Below are 18,379 nucleotides of genomic sequence, written 5' to 3' on the forward strand. Positions count from 1 at the left end.
CCGGCGGGTGGCTAGCTCGGGGCGGTCATCCGCTCCGCGGCTGGACCGTGGACGGGAAGGCGGAGGGTGAAGGTGGAGCCCTGGTCGAGGGTGCTGGTGGCGGTGGCTGTGCCGCCGTGGGCTTCGATCAGGCTGCGGACGATCGGGAGGCCGAGGCCGCTGCCGCCGGTGTGGCGGTTACGGGATTGTTCGGCGCGCCAGAAGCGGTCGAAGACCTTCGGGAGGTCCTCGGCGGCGATACCGGCGCCGGTGTCGGTCACGTCGATGACGACCTCACCGCCGCTGCCCCCGCTGCCGCCCCCGCTGCCGCCGACACCACTGCTGCCGCTGACACCGCTGCCGCCGCCGACGTCGCGGTTGGTGACGTCGCCTTCGATGCGGCCGGTGATTTGGACGGTGCCGCCTGCGGGGGTGAAGCGGAGGGCGTTGGCGACCAGGTTGCCTACGGCTTGGCGGAGGCGGACCGGGTCGGCTTCGAGCTCGATGTCGGTGGTGGTTGACGAGGACAGCGTGATGTCGGCGTGTTCGGCCTGGCTGCGGAACGTACCGGCGACCTGGTCGAGGAGTAGGCCGAGGTAGACGCGCTCGGGGTGGATGCGCAGGTTGCCGGCGTCGGCGGTGGCGAGGTCGCGGAGGTCGTCGAGGATGTGTTGCAGGAGCGCGGCCTCCTCGCTGAGTGAGGCGATGAAGGTCGCGTCCGGCTGGGCCACGCCGTCCTCGACGGCCTCCAGCCAGCCGCGAATGTTGCTCAGCGGCGTCCGCAGTTCGTGCGCGATGTCGCTGACCATTGCCCTGCGCAACGATTCGGTCTTGGCGCGGGCGTCGGCCAGTTCGTTGAACGCCAGTGAGAGCTGGCCGATCTCGTCGACGCCCCGGACCTTCACGCGGACGTTCTCGTCGCCGCTGGTCATCCGGCGGGAGGCCTTGGTGAGCGCTCGCAACGGTTGTACCAAACGGATTCCGCCGACGGCGGCGATCAGCACGGTGATACCGAGGATCGCGGCGGCGACGCCGGCGATGCGCTTCTGGTTCGCGGGGGACAGGTCGAACTCGGCCGACGCCTCGCTGTGGGTGCTGACGAACAGGAGGGCGGGCGGAGCGACGTACGGGGTGAGCAGGGCACGCCGCGAGACGGTCATACACGCTTCGACGGCCGCGGGGTCAGGCAGTGGGGGCGCTGCGGAGGATTTGACGGACGGCCGGGCAGACGGCCTTTCGGCGGGATTAGTAGTGGGGCCGGGTTGCAGCTGGCTCGTGGTGACACCGAAGTACGGGGTCCAACTCAGGTCGGCTTGCAGTTTGATCGGCATGGTCGGACCGCGTTTGGCGAGGCAGGCGTTGACCCGGCTCTGCAGGTCCGAGTATGCCTTGGCCTGCTGGCTGTCGATCTCGTCGAGCGCGGCCGACGGGCACTGGTCCACGGCGTACTGCGTCCCCCCTTCGATCTGCGGCCGGCCGGTCGGGTCGTAGGTGATCTTGCCGAGCCCACCCGAGTAGTTCTGGATGCAGCTGAGGACCCTGGTCGCCACGTCGTCGAGTCTGGACTTCGCGGCGTCGGAGAGCTTGAACGGGCCGACCACCCGGGAATCGATCTGCCCGGTGGCGTCGGTCGGCGTACCGCCCAGGCCGGTACTGAGGTCGAGGGGCCAGACGACCGCTGACGCGATCTGGGTCGCCGGGACCGGCTGGCCGGAGATGAGTTGGCGGTCGCGGGTGGTGAGACTGATCTGCCGGCCGGTGTCGAAGGCGAGCCTGGAGATCTCCTTGCCGATGCCCGACCAGCTGCGATGGGTCGCGGCGAACCCCACCAGGGTGTTGTAGATCTTGGCGTCGTCGGCGAGCGCCTGGCCCTGTTGCTGCTGGATGGCGACCGTCGTACTGCGGGCCGCGAGCCAGGCGGTCGCCGCGATCGAGCAGAGCGCGATCAGGACGGCGCCGGCCAGCAGCCGGACGAGTACGCTCCGCCGGGCGATCATTTCACCCGTCGGTCAGCTTGTAGCCGACGCCGTAGACGGTCAGCAGCCGGATCGGTTTGCGGGGGTCGGGCTCGATCTTCTTGCGCAGGTTGAGCACGTGCGTGTCGATCGTGCGAGTGGTGATGTATTGGTCGATGCCGTGCAGTTGCTCGAGGAGCTGGGCTCTGGTGAAGACACGGTGGGGGCGGGCGGCCATCGTGGCGATCAGGCGGAACTCTCCGGGGGTACAGGTGATTTTGGTGCCGTCGGCAAACAGTTCGTGGCGTTCGGGGTCGACGGCGACGCCGCCGACCCGGAGCATGCTGTCCGGTTCGGCGGCTGTTGGTCTGCCGCTGCTTCGCCTGAGTAGCGTGCGCACGCGGGCGGCCAGCTCGCGAGGGCTGAAGGGCTTGGTCATGTAGTCGTCGGCGCCGAGGTCGAGGCCGAGGAGCATGTCGTCCTCTTCGGTACGGGCGGTGAGCATCAGGACGGGGATGTCGGACTCGCGGCGCAGGATCCGGCAGACGTCGAGGCCGTCGACACCGGGGAGCATCACGTCGAGGACGAGCAGCTCGGGCCGGCGGCGGCGTACCTCCTCGAGCGCGGAGCGGCCGTCGTGGACGACGGTGACTTCGTGGTTCTCGCGTTCGAGGTAGCGCCGGACGAGCTCGGCCTGCTTCTCGTCGTCCTCGGCGAGCACGACCTGGGCACACATGGCTTCGACTATAGGTCGGGTTGTCGTTGCTCCGGGTGATGTGTGGTCGGCCGGGACAACATCCTGACAATTGATGGTCAAGCTCTGCAATTGCTGACCCCACCCCACCACCGCGGTCAGGTGGCCAGTGCTTCTGTTGGGGTGAGCAACGATGCCCGGATCGCGGGGTAGACGCCGGCCAGGACGCCTACGGTGATGGACGCGGCCAGGCCGGCGAGCACGGCTGTGGGTGGGATGACGATGGGCCAGCCTTGCGCGTCGGCGTACCCGATCACTCCGAGGACTCCGAGGATGGCGCCCATCAGGCCGCCGATCGTGCAGAGGACGACGGACTCGGTGAGGAACTGGCCGCGGATCTGCCGGCGGTTGGCGCCGAGGGCGCGGCGGAGGCCGATCTCGCGGCGGCGTTCCAGGACGGAGATGACCATGGTGTTGGCGACGCCGATGCCGCCTACCAGCAGCGCTACGCCGGCCAGGCCGAGGAAGAGGGTGGAGAAGGCGTTCTGGGTGATGCGCTTGGCGGCGAGAGCTTCTGAGGGGCGGCTGACCTGGACCGTGCCGGGTTGCTCGGGGTTGAGGGTGCGGCCGAGTACCGCGCGGACGTCCTCGACTGCTGTGTCGGTGGAGCGGACGTAGACGACGGATGGTCGGCCGTCGAAGCCGAGGGTCGTCTTGGCGGCGTCCCAGCCGATCAGGACGGACTGCTCGACGTCTGGTGCCAGCGGTGACGTCGAGAGGACGCCGATGACGGTGAACCAGGTGTCGTTGAGCAGGATCCGGGGCGCCGGCTGGCCGGCCGGCAGGTCGGTGATGCCGAGCCAGGTGGCGGCTTTGGCGCCGAGTACGACGGTCGGGAACTTGTCGGTTGCCTGAGACAAAAACTTGCCCGAGTAAACCTTTGCGCCGAGCAGGTCGAGCAGGTTGGGTGTCCCGGCCAGCACGGTGATCCCACTGCTGTCGGTGGTCCCGTCGATCTTGTCCGACCGCCGCACACTCGCATGCACATTGGCCACCCCACTGACCTCCTGCACCGGCCCGATCCGCGCCGCCATTCTCACCGATTCACTGGGGAACCCGGCCGTTTGGCTCGGGTCGTTGGCGTTCGGCGCTGCCGCGGCCCGCAGAAGGTCCGGCCCCAACGTCGACAACTCATCCAACACAGCCTGCTGACTGGACGCCGGAATCCCCGTCACCACGATCATCGTCGCAATCCCGATAGAAATCCCCAACGCGGACAACGCGGCCCGCAAAGGCCGAGTCCGTACCCGGGTAAGCCCAAGCAAGAGAAGATCGGAAACCGCCAACCGCACGGGTTGAGTCAACTGACCGGCGCCGGCACGCGATCCCAGCCGCCGCCCGCGGAGCCGGGCGCCGTCCTCGGCAGCGGCTTGTCCGGTGCCGCTCGCCGCCCCTGCCCTCACCTCGGGTGAGTGGTTCGGCCCTTCGGTCGACTCCAGCCCCCTCGTCACCGCCCAGCTCCGCCGGGCGCCGTCCTCGGCGGATGTTGGGCTAGGGCTCGACGCTGCTTCTGCTCTCGCCTCGGGTAGGTGGTTCGGTGTTGCCTCGGGCGGGTGGGGCTGTGGCTTGCTCGCTCCCTCCGTGTTCTTCTCCGCCCGGCGCAGCCGGGTGGGCTTTGGGTGGGTCATGCGTCTCCTACTAGGTGGCCGTCGCGCATTTCCAGCTGGCGGGGGAGTTGGGTGGCTATGTCTCGGTCGTGGGTGATGACGGCGATGGTGGTGCCGGTGGAGTGGAGTTGGTGGAGGAGGTCGAGGACTGCGTGGCCGTTGGTGGTGTCGAGGGCTCCGGTGGGTTCGTCGGCCAGGACTATGGCGGGGGAGTTGACCAGGGCTCGGGCGATGGCTACTCGTTGGCGTTCGCCGCCGGAGAGTTGGTGGGGGTGGTGGTTGGCTCGGTGGGAGAGGCCGACTCGGGCCAGGGCTTCTAGGGCTAGGGGCTTGCGGGTGCGGCGGGGCGTACCGGCGTACAGGAGGCCGGTGGCGACGTTTTCGGTGGCGGTGTGGCCGTCCGAGAGATGGAACTGCTGGAAGACGAAGCCGATCGAGCGGCCGCGGAGGGCGGAGAGTTCGCGGTCGGAGAGGCCGGCGACATCGTGGCCGGAGATCGCGACCGTGCCGGCGGTCGGGCGATCGAGGGTGCCCATCAGGTTGAGCAGGGTGGACTTGCCGGAGCCGGACGGGCCGACGATCGCGATCAGCTCGCCGGGTTCGATTCGCAGGGAGACGTCGTCGAGGGCGCGGACACCGCCTGGGTATTCCTTGACGGCATGGCTGAGTTCGACCACGGCGGTCATGACGTCGTCACCACCTTCTGGCCGGCCTGCAGTCCGGCGCCGGTGATCTCGACGTTGCCGTCGGCAAACATTCCGGTCTTCACGCCGACCAGCGCGGACGTACTACCGGTGACAACCTGTACTGCGTAACCGCCCTCCCGCAACGCAAGCAACGCAGCGATCGGTACTACGAGTACGCCCTTCCGCGACGCCCCCGGCACCGTGACCGTCACCGGCCCCGAATCGACCCCAGTGCTCGCGGCCTGATGGTCGAGCGTGATCAGCGCTGTCACCTGCGCCTTCTTGCCGCCGTCGGCCGGGCTGCCGTCGCTCGGAGGCGGCGTCGCGTCGGTGCCGACGCTGCGGATGGTGCCGGTCGTCGCCTTGCCGTTCGGCAGTGTGAGCTTCACCTTCGCGCCGGTACTGATGCCCTGCGTGGAGTCGGCATCGACGGGCAGCGTGACAACCTTGTCGGTGGCGGTCACGCCCAGAATCTCCGCCGCGGCCGGATCGCCGAGCGCCGCCTTGACCGAGTCGACACGGACGGCGCCGGGAAGAACGACAACACTGGTCGGATCGATCACCCCCGTCTGCTCCAGGTCGAGCGACTCCTGCCATTTCTTGATCGCCTTGATGGTTGCCGAGGTCAACTTGTCAGTCGTTGTCTTGGGCAAGAACCCGAGAGCGGTCAGATTCTGCTTGACCACGCGAACGTCCGGCCCCTCGATCGGCTTGTCCTTGGGTGGTGGCGAGGACGGAGAGCCGGGCGGTGGCGGCGAGCCAGGCGTCGACGGTGGATTGCCGGGGATGCCAACCGGTGGAGTCTGCGGTTTGCCGATTGTCCGGAAGAGCGGCGTACTGCCGTAGAACAGGACCACGGGCTTGTCGTCCACCCGGAACAGCACGCCGCCCTGCTCCACCGCCGCGCCCACCTTGGGCAGCCAGGTGATCGTCCCCTCCGCATGACTCTTGACCGTCTGGCCGGCGCCGTACCCGAGCTGCCCTTCCAGATCCCTCGCCTGCGACAGATCGGTCCGCACGATCTCCACCGTCTGCGCGGGATCCGGCCCGTCCGACGCCACTGCCTTCTCCGGCTTGTCGAAGATCCGGAACCCGGCCACGCCCGCCCCGGTCATCACAACAGCGCCGGTGACCAAGGCGATCGCCCGGCGAGAACGCTTGCTCACTTGCCGGCCACCTCGCGCTGGCATTCGGGCATCAGGTCCATGCCCTTGGTGATCGACTTCATGTCGTTCTGCGGCCCGCCGAGCGCCGGACCGACGATGCCCGACGAAGTGTCGGTGGACAGTTCGACGTACTTGACGCCCTTGTCCTTGAGGCACTGCACGACCTTGCGGCCGAAGTCGAGCGCGTCCGGGTTGTTCGCGTCGATCTCCCAGGCAGGCAACGGCAGTTTCGGCTCGCAGACCTTGCCGGCGTTCTTGGCCTTCTTCGGGTCGGTGGTCGGGCCGCTGCCGAGTACGCCGGGCTCCTGGCCGCGCTTGGAGGTGTCGATGCCGTTGTCCTTCAGACAGGACAGGTACGGCGCGTACAACCGCTTGCGGTCGGCATCGGTCATGTCGATCCGCTCGCGCGGCCGGCCGGCGTCGGGGTCCTTCGGCGTCGCCTTGGTGGTCGTCTTGCCGGCCGGCGGCGTGGTCAGGGTGGCGATCTCCGGGGCCTTGCCGGTGTCGCTGGTATGGGCCTGGGCGTCCGCCTTGGACGACGAGCAGCCGGTCGCCACGACGGCGAGCAGGACCAGCGGGGCCCAGTTCAGGAGTTTGGTGTTCATAGCGTTCACGGTGGCTGGCGAATGTCAGGGAAATGTCGGCTGACGGTGGTGATCCGGTCCGCACGACATACGGTGGTCGGCAGCGTCATACAGGCGCCAGGCAGTCGTTGTACCTCGTCGTACCGGAGGAGTCGCACAGTGCCCGTCAGCCGTCTCGGTCTCGTCGTCCACCAAGCCCGCCCGCTCGCCGTCCAGGCCGCCGGGGTGGTCCGCGAGTGGTGCAAGAAGAACGACATCGGCTGCACCGACATCGACGTCTGGAAGGACCACGAGCACCGCCGGGGCGGGATGGCCGAGATGCAGCACGCCGGCAACCCCGACTTGGTCGTCACGCTGGGCGGCGACGGTACCTTCCTGCGCGGCGCCCGGATCGCAGCGAAGAACGGTGCCGCCGTACTGGGCGTAGACCTCGGCAAGGTCGGCTTCCTGACCGAGGTGGCCTGCAGCGACGTCGAGGAGGCGCTGGAGGCGGTCCACCACGACCAGGCGACGATCGAAGAGCGGATGACGCTCACCATGCGCGCATCCCGGCCCCTGGAGATCCCGAGCGGCATTGAGGCCCTACTGCGCTACGGACACGGCCCGGCGCTACCACCGCCCGCCGTACGCGAGGAGAGCCCTGAGGCCGACGGCTGGGGCGTCGCGCTCGACGTGACCGCGCTGAACGACGTAGTACTCGAGAAGCTCGCCCGCGACCACCAGGTGAGCGTCGGTGTCTACCTGTCCGGCCGCCTGCTCGCGTCGTACTCCGCAGACGCCCTCATCGTGGCCACCCCAACCGGCAGTACGGCGTACAGCTTCGCCGCCGGCGGCCCGATCCTGTCGCCCAACATGGAAGCAGTCGTCTTCACCCCCGTCGCGCCGCACATGACCTTCAACCGCACGGTCGTAGCCGCCCCCGACGAGCCAGTAGGCCTCCGAGTCCTCCCACACTCGGGCCAGGCCGCAGTAAGCATCGACGGCCAACTACGCGGCGTACTGGACCCAGGCGACTGGATAGGCGTCTACGGCTCCGTCCGCCGCCTCCGCCTGGTCCGCCTACGCCCCACCGACTTCTACGGCCGCCTCCGAGACCGCTTCCGCCTGACCGACGCCCCTGCCACCGGCGTAGACGGCGACCCAGACCCCTTCTTCCGTCCCAACACCCCCGTCCCCGCAGACCTGGCCCACCTCCGCCTCCCACCACCCCCAGAGCCCCCTTCGGACAACCCGGCCTGCGAAGTAGAGCCCGCCACCGAACCAGCGGAGTAGTCCCAGCCCGGTAGGCTCCCTCCCCATGCGAAACGTGGTGATCCTGGCCGGCGGCTCGGGGACGAGGCTGTGGCCGCTGTCCCGGGCGGACAAACCCAAGCAGGTACTGCCCCTGGCGGCAGGCAACTCCCTGCTGCGAGTGGCCTACAACCGGCTGACGGGTTTGGTCGATCCGGCCAACATCTATGTCTGCACTGTGGCAGCGCACACCGACCTGGTCCGCGAGGAGCTGCCGGAGCTCGGTGAACACAACATCATCGGCGAGCCGGTCGGCCGGGACACGGCCAACGCGGTCGGCCTGGCGTCGGCCGTGGTCGCCCGCAACGACCCGGACGCCGTCCTGGCGATCGTCGGATCGGACCACCTGATCACGCCCGAGGACGAGTTCCGGGCGGCGATCGAGGCCGGCTTCGAGGTGGTGGAGCAGCGGCCGCGATCGCTGGTGACGTTCGGGATCGAGCCGACCCATCCCCACACGGGACTCGGCTACGTCGAGCGCGGTGACGCGATCGAGGGCACCCCGGCGTACGCGGTGGACCGGTTCCGGGAGAAGCCGGATCGCGCGACCGCCGAGGAGTACCTGGCCACCGGCCGGTTCTGGTGGAACTCCGGCATGTTCGTCTGGCGCGCCGAGACCGTGCTGGACCTGCTCGACAAACTCCTGCCGGAGTCGGCTGCGCAGCTGCGGCAGGTCGCCTCGGTCTGGGACACCCCGGAGCGCGACGCGACGCTGGCCGAGATCTACCCGACCCTGCGCAAGATCAGCATCGACTACGCCATGCTCGAGCCGGCCTCGCAGGGCAAGGTCGACGCGGACGTCGTCGTCCTTCCGATGCCGGTGCACTGGCTCGATGTCGGCTCGTGGGCGGCGCTGGCCGGTACGTACGAGGTCGATGCCGATGGCAACCGGCACGAGCCGTCGGCGCTCAGCTGTCTGCTCGACTCGCACGACAACGTGATCGTCACCGACGATCCCGACCACCTGATCGCGGCGGTCGGGCTGAGCGGCCACATCATCGTGCACACCAAGGACGTGACCCTGGTCTGCCCGCTGGCCGACGGCGAGCGGATCAAGGACCTGGTCGCTATCGTCCAGTCCGACCACGCCGACCGCTACGTCTGAACCCGCGACGACGACAAGAAGCCCCGGACCTCAGGTCCGGGGCTTCTCTTCGTGCTGGGGGGACTCAGCCGCCGTTGGGCTCCTGCGCGTCCGTGGACGGGTACTTGTCCATGAAGTTCTTCAGGGCCTCGCCGGAGACCGAGCCGCAGAACTGGCGGTGGCCGAAGGCGGTTTTGCCGTCGGCGGCCATGCCGGACCAGTGCGAGAAGGCGATGTTCTTGCCGGCCGGCCAGGCGGCGCCGTCGGAGGCCTTGAAGGGGGCGGCGATGAACTTGCCGTTGGAGCTCTCGGGGAGCTTCGCCTTGGAGATCTTCTCGATCAGGTCGACCTGGTCCTGCTTCTTCATCGTTTCCTCGTTGTACCAGAGGATCGTGTAGCCGTGTTCCAGGTTGTGGACCAGGTTCGGCACCGGCGGGCGGTCGCTATCGGCGTAGAACTTCTTCGACAGCGGGGCCCAGACGGCGTAGTGCGGGCCGGACGAGGGCGGCGAGACCGGGTACGGGATCACTGTGCCGTCCGGCTTGTGGTCCTGGGTGCCGGAGGCCTTGTCCTCGGTCGGTGTGTCACAGGACGCGGCCGAGGCGGCGACGCCGAGGTCGGAGATCGCGGCGTTGCGGGTCTTGGAGTCCTGGATCAGCTTGATCGCCGGGTAGGCGATGATCGCGAGACCGACCACGATGCACGCGGCGATGATGAGACGGGTGCGGTTACGGTCGCCGCGGGCCTGGTCGCGCTGCATCTTTTCGACGAGCTCGCGGCGTGACTGCTTCTGAGACTTACCCACAGTGATGGTCTTCCCGGATCAGGGGCGGTCTCGGAGCCGCCGTGCGGATGCAGTGTACGCAAGGTGCCTGAGAAGTTGCCTAGAAAACTATCGAGACCGTGAGCCGAACGTGACCGTCGCCTCACTCCCCGGACCGGCCACCACCTGTACCCCGTAACCCTCCGCGTGCAGCACCACAGCCAGCCGCTCAGCGGCCATCCCGACAGCGACGCCATCAGCCCCAGTGACCTTCACAGCGCCTTCGCCAAGCTCTACCTGTACGCCATCCAGCGGCACAGCTGCCCAGAGCTCCGCAGAAGCCTCCCGAGGACCGCTGACAGCCTTCCGATCCAGTACTGCGGCCAGCGCCGCCTCCCGAGTCCCCAGGCTGAACAGGTCCATCTCCGCATCCCGCACCAGCGCCCGGGCGCCAGGCCCGTGCTCGCCGGCCGGGAAGACGACATCAGCCAGCCCACGCAGCACCGCGACCGGTACGCCGTCTGCCTTGCCCTTCACCAACTCGCTGGCCGCAGCAATCTCATCAGCCAGCGCCGGCTCGGTGACAGCCAGCACGTTGCCATGGCTGTCCGTAGTACCGCGCAGGTCCTCGATCACCTGTACTCCGGCCGCGCCGATCGCCAAGTCGACCTGCCCGTTGCGCCACGGCCGCCCGAGGGTGTCGGTGACGACCACGCCCACGTTCACGTCGTACCGCTCCTTCAGCGCCTCCCGCAGCAACCGCGCCGACACGTCCGGGTCCACCGGGAGCAGCAGCACGGTGCCGGGCGCCGTATTGGACGTGTCGGTCCCAGCAGCCGCCATCACCAGCCCATGCCGCGTCTGCACGATCCGGGTGTCGCCACGCGAAGCCACCACCCGTACGAGCTCGGCATCGATCGCCTCGTCCCGTGTGCCCGTGGTCAGCCGCCCCTCCGCCTTGCTGACGATCTTCGAGGTCACCGAGACAACGTCGCCGTCATGCAGGTCAGCAGCGGAGCCGATCAGCGCGGCCAGGTCGTCCCCGGCCGCGACCTCGGGCAGGCCGGTCACCGGGAAGACCTCGAGGTGCTTCCTCACCGGCGGACCGCCTCGGCCAGCGTCAGAGCAGCGGAGGCCAGCGCGGCCGTCGTGTCCTCATCGGTCATCCACAGCGGCACAGCCTGGGCGTGGATGCCAGCGGTCGCAATCGACTCCAGCTGAGCCGCGTCCGACGTGTCGATCAGCCAGCCGTCCAGTACGCCGCCCGCCGCCCGCGACCCGTAATGCCGCGCAACGGCACCCGCCGTCGACTCCACCCCGATCGCCGCCAGCACCTTGTCGGCCATCCCGCGGACCGGGCTGGTGCCGATGATGGGGGAGATCCCGATCACCGGCGCGGACGTCTCGCGGACCGCGTCGCGGATCCCCGGTACGCCGAGGATGGTGCCGATCGAGACGACCGGGTTCGACGGCGGCAGCAGCAGCGCGTCGCACTCGGCGATCGCGTCCAGCACACCCGGCGCCGGCTTGGCCTTCTCCGAGCCGACCGCCACGATCTGGTGCGCGGTCACCTCGGCGTGCAGCCGGACCCAGTACTCCTGGAAGTGGATCGCCTTCTTGGTGCCCGGGTTGTCCGGGTCGTCGACCACCACATGCGTCTCGACCCGGTCGTCGCTCATCGGCAGCAGCCGGACCGGCAGCTTCCACCGGCTGCAGAGCGCCTCGGTCACCGCCGCCAGCCCGTAGCCGGCGTCGAGCATCTGGGTCCGGACCAGGTGGGTGGCCACGTCACGGTCGCCCAGGCCGAACCAGGTGGGCTCCACGCCGTACGCCGCGAGCTCTTCCTTGATCACCCAGGTCTCGTCCTCGCGGCCCCAGCCCCGCTCCTTGGAGATACCGCCGCCAAGGGTGTACATCACCGTGTCGAGGTCGGGGCAGACCCGCAGACCGAACAGGGTGATGTCGTCCGCGGTGTTCCCCACCACGGTGATCTCGGCGTCCGGGCGGGCCTTCAGCAGGCCGCGCAGGAAGGTGGAACCGCCGATGCCGCCGGCAAGCACAGTCAATCGCATGGGAACAGTTTCCACGAGTCGTCAAAGCAGTCGACCACCGCACGACTATGCTGCCGAGGGTCCGATGTGTGTCAACTGTCAGTTGAACGGCCCCCAACATCCCGAGGAGCCCTCGTGGTCACCGACGCAACCAAGAAGCTCAGAGAGCCGGTCGCGTACATCTTGCTCGCCTTCGCCGGCCTCGTGGCGCTGGCCTTGCTGATCCGGCTGTTCGTCGGCAGCGCGGGCTTCACCAACGCCGCTGCTGTCGTGCAGGGCCAGGTCACCCCGCCCACCCTCCAGGCACTCGTGCTGCTGGTCTCCCTGGCGGCCTCCGTCTGGCTGGTGAACGAAGCGGGTGAGCGGACCCCGAACGCCCGCACCGTCACGCTGGCGGCGCTCTCCATCACGGGCCTGCTCGTCCTGATCGGACTGATCGTCGCCTTCGCCAGCTTCGGCGAGACGAGCACGGCCGGTCTGAAGATCACCAGCTTCATCTTCGCCATCGGCGGCCTCGCGCTGTACGGCGTCGCCGGTATCTACATCCTGAAGACGTTCCAGAGCCTGCCGGCTCCGGTCCGCGCCCCGAAGCCGGCCTCGCAGGGCCAGTTCGCCGGTCAGCAGGGTCAGTACGGCGCTCCGGGGCAGTACCCCCAGCAGGGCGGCCAGTACGGCACCCAGCAGGGCCAGTACGGGCAGTACGGAGCTCCGCAGGGCCAGTACGGCCAGAACGAGCAGTACGGCGCGTATGGCGCCGGTGCGGCCGGTGCCGCTGCAGGTGCAGCTGGTGGCTACGCCGCAGCGCAGGGCGGCGAGCAGCAGTGGCCGCAGGAGCAGAGCTGGAACCAGGGCGAGCAGCAGCAGTCCTGGCCCGTCAGCGACGCAGAGGCCCAGCCGCACGCCGAGACTCCGGCTGCTCAGCCGGCAGAGCAGGCTTGGTCCGCTGAGGGCCAGGCAGCCGAGCCGACGCAGCAGTGGAGCCCTGAAGGCCAGCAGCAGTGGGGTGGCCAGGAGCAGGGCCAGCAGTGGCCGCAGGAGCAGCAGCAGTGGGGCGGCGCCGACTCCGGTCAGCAGTGGGGCGCTCCGGCCCAGGAGCAGTACGGCCAGCCCGCACAGCAGGAGTGGCCCGCGCAGGATGCCGCGCAGCCTGAGCAGCAGCACCAGACCTGGCCGCAGGAAGGCCAAGCCTGGCAGGCAGATGCAGCTCCGGCAGCCGAGCAGCCCGCCGAGGCAGCGGTTCCCGAAGGGGCAGACGAAACCCGCGTAGAGACGCCGGTTTCCGACGCTCCGAAGGACGAAGACGGACAGCCGCAGCAGGGCCAGAGCGGTCAGCAGGGCTGGTGGTCACAGCCTTCCTGACCAGGAAGTCATCCGCCCTGACAGGGCGCTGAAGTAGACCGAGAGGCCTGTGCAGACAGGCCTCTCGTTCTTTTGCAGCCGTGTTGCGGATGATGCCAATAGCAGACCACGGCTTGACTTTCGTGGATTGCAGGAATGTAATTTCAACCGTGTCGTTCGTTGGACACTCGGTATCGGGGACCGCTTTCAGCACACAGAGCGGTCGAGGTCAGGCATGTGGGACCGCAAGCCCACATGTACAGGGGAACGAACAGGGTCGAGGAGGTCGTACCGTGACAGAAACGCTGCTGGCGATTGTCGACGGTGAGGCGATCGAGGAGGAGCCGAACTGGCAGGAAAGGGCGCTGTGCGCCCAGACCGATCCAGAGGCTTTCTTCCCGGAGAAGGGTGGTTCCACCCGCGAGGCGAAGAAGGTGTGCCTCGGGTGCGATGTTCGGGGCGAGTGCCTCGAGTACGCGCTGCACAACGATGAACGCTTCGGAATCTGGGGCGGGCTGTCGGAACGGGAGCGCCGCAAGCTGAAGAAGAAGGCCGTCTGAACGGGTTTTCTTCCTTGGGTAAATAAGTTCATACAAACATCGGCGTGAGGCCCCGGAGGGACTTTGTCCACCGGGGCCCGCTGCTGTGTTCAGGGGTCCTGCTGGCGTCGCGTAAGGTGAAGCCTCGCTGTACCAGGTCGTCACTTTCCCCTGAGGTGTCACTGCTCCGCATGGAATCAGAAGCTCCGGCCGGCTGGGAGTTCTTCGACTCAGTCGACTTCCCCACCGACCTCACCAACGATCCGATGGGTCGCGCGCCGATCCGGCACGTCGTCACCGCGGTCGTGGTCGGCCACGAGGGAGCCGCCTGGCTGCCCCGGCTGACCGAGGCGTTGTGGGCGCTGGGCCGCCGTCCCGAGCGGCTGATCGCGGTCGACACCGGTTCCACCGACGAGACCGCCGAACTGCTCGCCACCATGCCCGCCGTCGAACCCGTCGTGAGCCTGTCGGCACGTACCGGCTTCGGTACCGCGGTCGCCCGCGGCATCGAGACGGTCGGCTTCGCGCCGGTACCGTCCGCAGTCGGCCCGTACGGCGACGACCAGCACATCCCGGTGGTCGAGTGGCTCTGGCTGCTTCACGACGACTGTGCACCGGCCCCGAAGGCGCTGGAGCAGCTGTTGCTGCAGGCGACGATGTCGCCGGACACCGCCGTCTGGGGTCCCAAGCTCAGGATGTGGCCGCGCGACCGTGAACTGCTCGAGGTCGGCGTCACCACCTCGCTCGGCGGCCGCCGCGACACCGGGATCGAGAACGGTGAGCTCGACCAGGGCCAGCACGACCAGCCGCGGAACGTGCTCGCGGTCAGCTCGGCCGGCATGCTGGTCCGCCGCGACGTGTGGGAATCGCTGCGGGGCTTCGACCCGCGGCTGCCGATGTTCCGCGACGACATCGACTTCGGCTGGCGTGCGAGCCGGGCCGGCTTCAAGGTCGGCGTCGCACCCGATGCAGTCATCTACCACGCCGAGGCCGCCGCGACCGGCGAGCGCGCGCTGGCCGGCACCCGCCGGCATGCGTACCAGCTCGACCGCGCTCACGCGTACTACACCGTTCTCGCAAACGCACCTGGCAAACTGCTTCCGCTGCTGGTGCTCAGATTCCTGCTCGGTACTTTCGTCCGCTCCGTCTGGTTCATCATCGGCAAGACGCCGTCCGGCGCGGTCGACGAGTGGACCGCTTTGCTCGGGACGCTGCTGGCCGGTGGCTGGACGCAGGCCCGCAAGGATCGCCGCCGGCTCGACAAGGTTCCGTACGAAGACATCAAGCCGCTCTTCTCGCGCTCGGTGCACGCACTGCGGCACAACCTCGAGGAGACCGGTAGCACCATCACCGAGCGGCTCCGCGAGGCCTGGGCCGACGAGCCCGAGGAGCAGGTCGTCACGACCGCTCGCCGGGCCAAGAGCACGGCCCGCGTCGCACAGGACCAGCCACGCTGGCGCCGGCAGCTGATCCGCCGGCCGTTCCTGGTGACGTGGGTCTTCCTGTTTCTGGGCATGTTCATCGCCGCGCGCAGCCTGATCGGCAGCGGCGTACTGCGGTCCAACCTGTTGCTGCCTCCGCACGAGAGCCTCGGGTCGCTGTGGCATGCGGCCGCGGCTGCACCGCCGGGTGTGACTCCACCGGCTTGGCTGGCTCAGTTCTGGGCGCTGTCGACGGTGACCTTCGGACCGTCCGGCGCGACCAACGTCGTCCTGCTCGGCGCGATTCCCCTGGCTGCGTTGGCCGCTTGGGGACTGCTGCGCGCCTTTGTCGTCGACCGCGTTGCGCGGGCTTGGGGCGCAGCGGCGTACGGGTTCGCTGTCTTCACCAACGGCGCTGTCACGCAAGGCCGGATCGGGACCGTCATCGCGGCGATCGCGTTGCCGCTGCTCGGTGCCGCGGTGCATACGGTCGCGAGGCGTCGGCGCGTGGTCATCCAGGGCAGTTGGCGTGCGGCCTGGTTCGCCGGCATCTGCCTGGCTGTGCTGATCGCGTTCACGCCGGCTCTGGGGCTGCTGGTCGGAATCACTTTGGCCGTTGGTGCGCCGCTTGGTCTGGGCTGGCGTCGTCAGGGTCGGCAGCTGGTTTTCTCCGTCGTACTGGGCCTGGTGCTCGTCCTGCCGTGGACGATCGAGCTGATCATGCACCCGTCGCGACTCGGCCAAGAAGCAGGTGGCCCACCCACCGCAGCGATCGGCCCGGGCGACAGCCTCACGCACCTGCTGACCGGTACGCCGGTTGGCGCGCCTGTGCCGTGGTGGTTCGCAGTACCGCTGATTCTGGTTGCCCTGTTGAGTTTGCTGCGCGAGTCGCGGCAGCGGTACGAGCTGATCGGCTGGTTCGCCGCACTGGCCGGATTGGCGGGCACGTTGATCGCCAGCCGGCTCGGTGGTGGCAGTGGACCGCTGATGTTCCTGATGACGGCCGGCTGGATCATCGCGATCACTGTCGCGTGGGACTCGGTCGGCAAGTCGCGCGACGTCATCGTCCAGGCCGTACTGGGCCTGGTGCTGGTCGCGACGCTCGTCACGGCCGGCTTCTGGCTCGTACGGGGTGACGACGGCCCGTTGCGTCGTGGACCTGAGCAGGACCTCCCGGAGTACCTGATGTCGTCGCAGGCTCCGCCGGAGAACGCGTCGATCCTGGTGGTCCGCAAGGACGCGACGACGGCGATGCGCTTCTCGCTGGTCCGTGACGGCGGCCCGCGGATGGGTTCGCTGGAGGCAGCGCCGAAGCCGGCGCAGACCAAGCCGATCACCGACATCCTGTCCGCGCTGGGCGGCGGTGGTACCGGTGAAGAAGGCCGGCAACTCGCGGCACTAGCCGTCGACTATGTCTATCTACCGGCGCCCGTCGATCCGACGCTGATGGCGACGCTCGACTCGCTGCCTGGCCTGACCAGGGCCAGCGCGGCCGACGGTGACGCCTCCTGGCTGGTCGACCGGACGACGATCGAGGGCAAGGCTCCGTTGCAGGACAACGTGAACGACATCTGGCGGGTGCTCGGCATCATCGCGTGGATCATCGCGCTGATCTCCTGTATGCCGACAGCACGGCGCACCGTCGCCACACCGCGCGGGACACATGCAAGGAGGGTGTCGTGAGCGGCCTGTTGTCGGACGTCCGGATCAGGGTCGGAGCCTGCGTGCTCGCGATGGCTGCTGCGGGCGGTCTGGGCGTCGTGACGCACGCCAAGGAGCCGGTCACGCGTCCTGAGGGCGCCGGCGGGGTGACCCGGACGATCGTGAACCGTACTGCGCTGAGCTGTCCGGCCCCCGGTCCTGGCGGCAAGATCCAGAGCGCGGTCGACTCGGTCTCGCCGCAGCTACCCGAGGGCACACCCGTTGCCCCAGGCGCGGCGACGCCGTTGTCGATCGGCCCGCTGCCAGCCACCTCGGACCCGATCGGATCGGTCCTGGTCCGCGGCAAGATCGCTTCGACGGCGAAGACCGCAAAGCCGGTACCGCTGTCCATCCGCGGCATCGGCCCGCTCGCGGCCGGCACGGTCGGCACGAGTACGACGGTGTCGACCGAAGGCGTGAACCGTGGCATGGCGAGCGTGCCCTGTCAGCTGCCTGGGTCGGACTTCTGGTTCGTCGGCGCAAGTGGCGCCGCCGGCCGGCGCGACATCCTCGAGCTGACCAACCTCGACAGCGTCAACGCCGAGGTCAACGTCACCGTCTACTCCGCCAGCGGCGCGCTCGACCTGCCCAACGCGCGCGGCGTCGTAGTACCGGCCCGTGGGACCACTGCGGTGTACCTGAGCCTGGTGGCCCCGAAGATCCGGGACCTGGCGTTGCACGTCGAGTCCACCGGCGGCCGGGTGGCTGCTGCTCTGCGGGACAACGCGAGCAACGGCAAAGAGCCGGCCGGTGTGGACTGGATCAGCCCGTCGGCGCCGCCGGCCAAGTCGCTGGTGATTCCCGGGATGGCCGCGGGCAAGGGCATCCGGATCATCACGCTGGCCAACCCGAGCGACCTGCAGGCGACGGCGACGCTGACCATCAACGGTCCGAACGGACCGTTCAAGCCGGCCGAACTGTCGACGATGCAGATCCCGGCGGGCACGGTGAAGTCGATCCGGCTCGATCCGGTACTGCTCGGCGACCCGTCCGCGGTGACGGTCAGTTCGGACCAGCCGCTGACCGGCTCGACCCGGACCATCGACGCGAGCGGCCAGGACTTCGCGGTGCTCGGATCGGCCGAGGCGCTGACCGGCCCGGCCTATCTGGTGCTGCCCGCCCACTCGCAGCCCGCGCAGTTGCAGATCACGGCGCCGGGCAAGACGGCGACGGTGAAGTTCGAGCTGCGCGACGTGGCGGGCAAGCTGCTCGCGGCACGGTCGCTCGACGTGATCAACGGCGCGACCACGATGATCCCGTTCAAGGCGCAGCCGCGACCGACGTACCTGATGGTCGAGCAGGTCAAGGGCTCCGCGGTGGCGGCAGTGACGTTGATGCCGCCGACCAAGCTCGGCGACGACGAGGTGCCGTTGGTGGCCGCCTGGCCGTTGACGACGTCACTGGTGTTCCGCGCTCAGCTCGGCGCGCAACCGGACGTACGGGCTGCTTTGAAATAGAGCC

15 protein-coding genes are annotated in these 18,379 nt (G+C 68.7%); 6 read left to right on the forward strand and 9 right to left on the reverse strand.

All coding sequences use genetic code 11. From position 1 onward, the window contains the following. Window positions 1–11: 11 nt before the first annotated feature. The 6 genes from ABD768_RS36570 to ABD768_RS36595 all read right to left on the reverse strand — a co-directional run bounded on the left by ABD768_RS36570 (window position 12) and on the right by ABD768_RS36595 (window position 6,752). A complete protein-coding gene (locus ABD768_RS36570; RefSeq protein WP_344848624.1) occupies window positions 12–1,976 on the reverse strand; it encodes a sensor histidine kinase in 1,965 nt (654 codons plus the stop codon). Window position 1,977: 1 nt separating this feature from the next. Next, the gene (locus ABD768_RS36575) at window positions 1,978–2,670 is read right to left on the reverse strand and encodes a response regulator transcription factor (protein WP_343983523.1); all 693 of its coding nucleotides are present in this window, start codon (window positions 2,668–2,670) and stop codon (window positions 1,978–1,980) included. Between the two features lie 116 nt (window positions 2,671–2,786). Next, window positions 2,787–3,980: an ABC transporter permease gene (locus tag ABD768_RS36580; RefSeq protein WP_344848679.1), complete on the reverse strand. Its 1,194-nt coding sequence runs from the start codon at window positions 3,978–3,980 to the stop codon at window positions 2,787–2,789. A 332-nt stretch (window positions 3,981–4,312) separates the two neighbouring features. Further along, complete coding sequence (locus ABD768_RS36585; protein ID WP_344848627.1) at window positions 4,313–4,981, reverse strand: ABC transporter ATP-binding protein; 669 nt, start codon at window positions 4,979–4,981, stop codon at window positions 4,313–4,315. Continuing rightward, on the reverse strand, window positions 4,978–6,147 hold the full coding sequence (locus ABD768_RS36590) for a peptidoglycan-binding protein (protein WP_344848630.1): 1,170 nt from the start codon (window positions 6,145–6,147) through the stop codon (window positions 4,978–4,980). The genes ABD768_RS36585 and ABD768_RS36590 overlap by 4 nt, the downstream gene beginning before the upstream one ends. Further along, on the reverse strand, window positions 6,144–6,752 hold the full coding sequence (locus ABD768_RS36595) for a hypothetical protein (RefSeq protein WP_344848633.1): 609 nt from the start codon (window positions 6,750–6,752) through the stop codon (window positions 6,144–6,146). The genes ABD768_RS36590 and ABD768_RS36595 overlap by 4 nt, the downstream gene beginning before the upstream one ends. A 138-nt stretch (window positions 6,753–6,890) precedes the next feature. Between ABD768_RS36595 and ABD768_RS36600 the strand changes: the two genes are divergently transcribed. Together ABD768_RS36600 and ABD768_RS36605 are read left to right on the forward strand one after the other, a co-directional pair. Then, entirely contained in the window at window positions 6,891–8,003 is a 1,113-nt protein-coding gene (locus tag ABD768_RS36600; protein WP_344848636.1) for an NAD(+)/NADH kinase, read from the forward strand. A gap of 25 nt (window positions 8,004–8,028) precedes the next feature. Then, window positions 8,029–9,126 (forward strand): mannose-1-phosphate guanylyltransferase, encoded by a 1,098-nt coding sequence (locus tag ABD768_RS36605; protein ID WP_343983537.1) that lies wholly within the window; start codon window positions 8,029–8,031, stop codon window positions 9,124–9,126. Between the two features lie 64 nt (window positions 9,127–9,190). On the opposite strand, the gene ABD768_RS36610 is transcribed toward ABD768_RS36605, so the two are convergent. The 3 genes from ABD768_RS36610 to cofD all read right to left on the reverse strand — a co-directional run bounded on the left by ABD768_RS36610 (window position 9,191) and on the right by cofD (window position 11,940). After that, window positions 9,191–9,910 carry a DUF3105 domain-containing protein gene (locus ABD768_RS36610; protein WP_343983540.1) on the reverse strand — a complete coding sequence of 240 codons (720 nt, stop codon included), beginning with the start codon at window positions 9,908–9,910 and terminating at the stop codon, window positions 9,191–9,193. 87 nt (window positions 9,911–9,997) lie between these two features. Then, on the reverse strand, window positions 9,998–10,966 hold the full coding sequence (locus tag ABD768_RS36615; RefSeq protein WP_344848641.1) for a coenzyme F420-0:L-glutamate ligase: 969 nt from the start codon (window positions 10,964–10,966) through the stop codon (window positions 9,998–10,000). Then, window positions 10,963–11,940: a 2-phospho-L-lactate transferase gene (gene cofD / locus ABD768_RS36620; RefSeq protein ID WP_343983546.1), complete on the reverse strand. Its 978-nt coding sequence runs from the start codon at window positions 11,938–11,940 to the stop codon at window positions 10,963–10,965. Before cofD ends, ABD768_RS36615 begins: the two co-directional genes overlap by 4 nt. Before the next feature lie 114 nt (window positions 11,941–12,054). Here cofD and ABD768_RS36625 point away from each other — a divergent pair, with 114 nt between their 5' ends. The 4 genes from ABD768_RS36625 to ABD768_RS36640 all read left to right on the forward strand — a co-directional run bounded on the left by ABD768_RS36625 (window position 12,055) and on the right by ABD768_RS36640 (window position 18,375). Next, entirely contained in the window at window positions 12,055–13,278 is a 1,224-nt protein-coding gene (locus ABD768_RS36625) for a cation:proton antiporter (RefSeq protein WP_344848644.1), read from the forward strand. 287 nt (window positions 13,279–13,565) lie between these two features. Next, window positions 13,566–13,817 (forward strand): WhiB family transcriptional regulator, encoded by a 252-nt coding sequence (locus ABD768_RS36630; RefSeq protein WP_203589828.1) that lies wholly within the window; start codon window positions 13,566–13,568, stop codon window positions 13,815–13,817. A 170-nt stretch (window positions 13,818–13,987) separates the two neighbouring features. Next, window positions 13,988–16,900, forward strand: a complete 2,913-nt coding sequence (locus ABD768_RS36635; RefSeq protein ID WP_343983552.1) for a glycosyltransferase — start codon at window positions 13,988–13,990, stop codon at window positions 16,898–16,900. Continuing rightward, the gene (locus ABD768_RS36640) at window positions 16,897–18,375 is read left to right on the forward strand and encodes a DUF5719 family protein (RefSeq protein ID WP_344848649.1); all 1,479 of its coding nucleotides are present in this window, start codon (window positions 16,897–16,899) and stop codon (window positions 18,373–18,375) included. The genes ABD768_RS36635 and ABD768_RS36640 overlap by 4 nt, the downstream gene beginning before the upstream one ends. Window positions 18,376–18,379 lie beyond the last annotated feature (4 nt).

This window comes from Kribbella ginsengisoli, assembly GCF_039537185.1.
In the GTDB taxonomy this organism is placed as follows: domain Bacteria; phylum Actinomycetota; class Actinomycetes; order Propionibacteriales; family Kribbellaceae; genus Kribbella; species Kribbella koreensis.

What these genes read in the sequence shown, in the direction of transcription:
- ABD768_RS36570 (WP_344848624.1), bottom strand. Translation starts at nt 1,976, where the DNA reads ATGATCGCCCGGCGGAGCGTACTCGTCCGGCTGCTGGCCGGCGCCGTC.
- ABD768_RS36575 (WP_343983523.1), bottom strand. Translation starts at nt 2,670, where the DNA reads ATGTGTGCCCAGGTCGTGCTCGCCGAGGACGACGAGAAGCAGGCCGAG.
- ABD768_RS36585 (WP_344848627.1), bottom strand. Translation starts at nt 4,981, where the DNA reads ATGACCGCCGTGGTCGAACTCAGCCATGCCGTCAAGGAATACCCAGGC.
- ABD768_RS36595 (WP_344848633.1), bottom strand. Translation starts at nt 6,752, where the DNA reads ATGAACACCAAACTCCTGAACTGGGCCCCGCTGGTCCTGCTCGCCGTC.
- ABD768_RS36605 (WP_343983537.1), top strand. Translation starts at nt 8,029, where the DNA reads ATGCGAAACGTGGTGATCCTGGCCGGCGGCTCGGGGACGAGGCTGTGG.
- cofD (WP_343983546.1), bottom strand. Translation starts at nt 11,940, where the DNA reads ATGCGATTGACTGTGCTTGCCGGCGGCATCGGCGGTTCCACCTTCCTG.
- ABD768_RS36635 (WP_343983552.1), top strand. Translation starts at nt 13,988, where the DNA reads ATGGAATCAGAAGCTCCGGCCGGCTGGGAGTTCTTCGACTCAGTCGAC.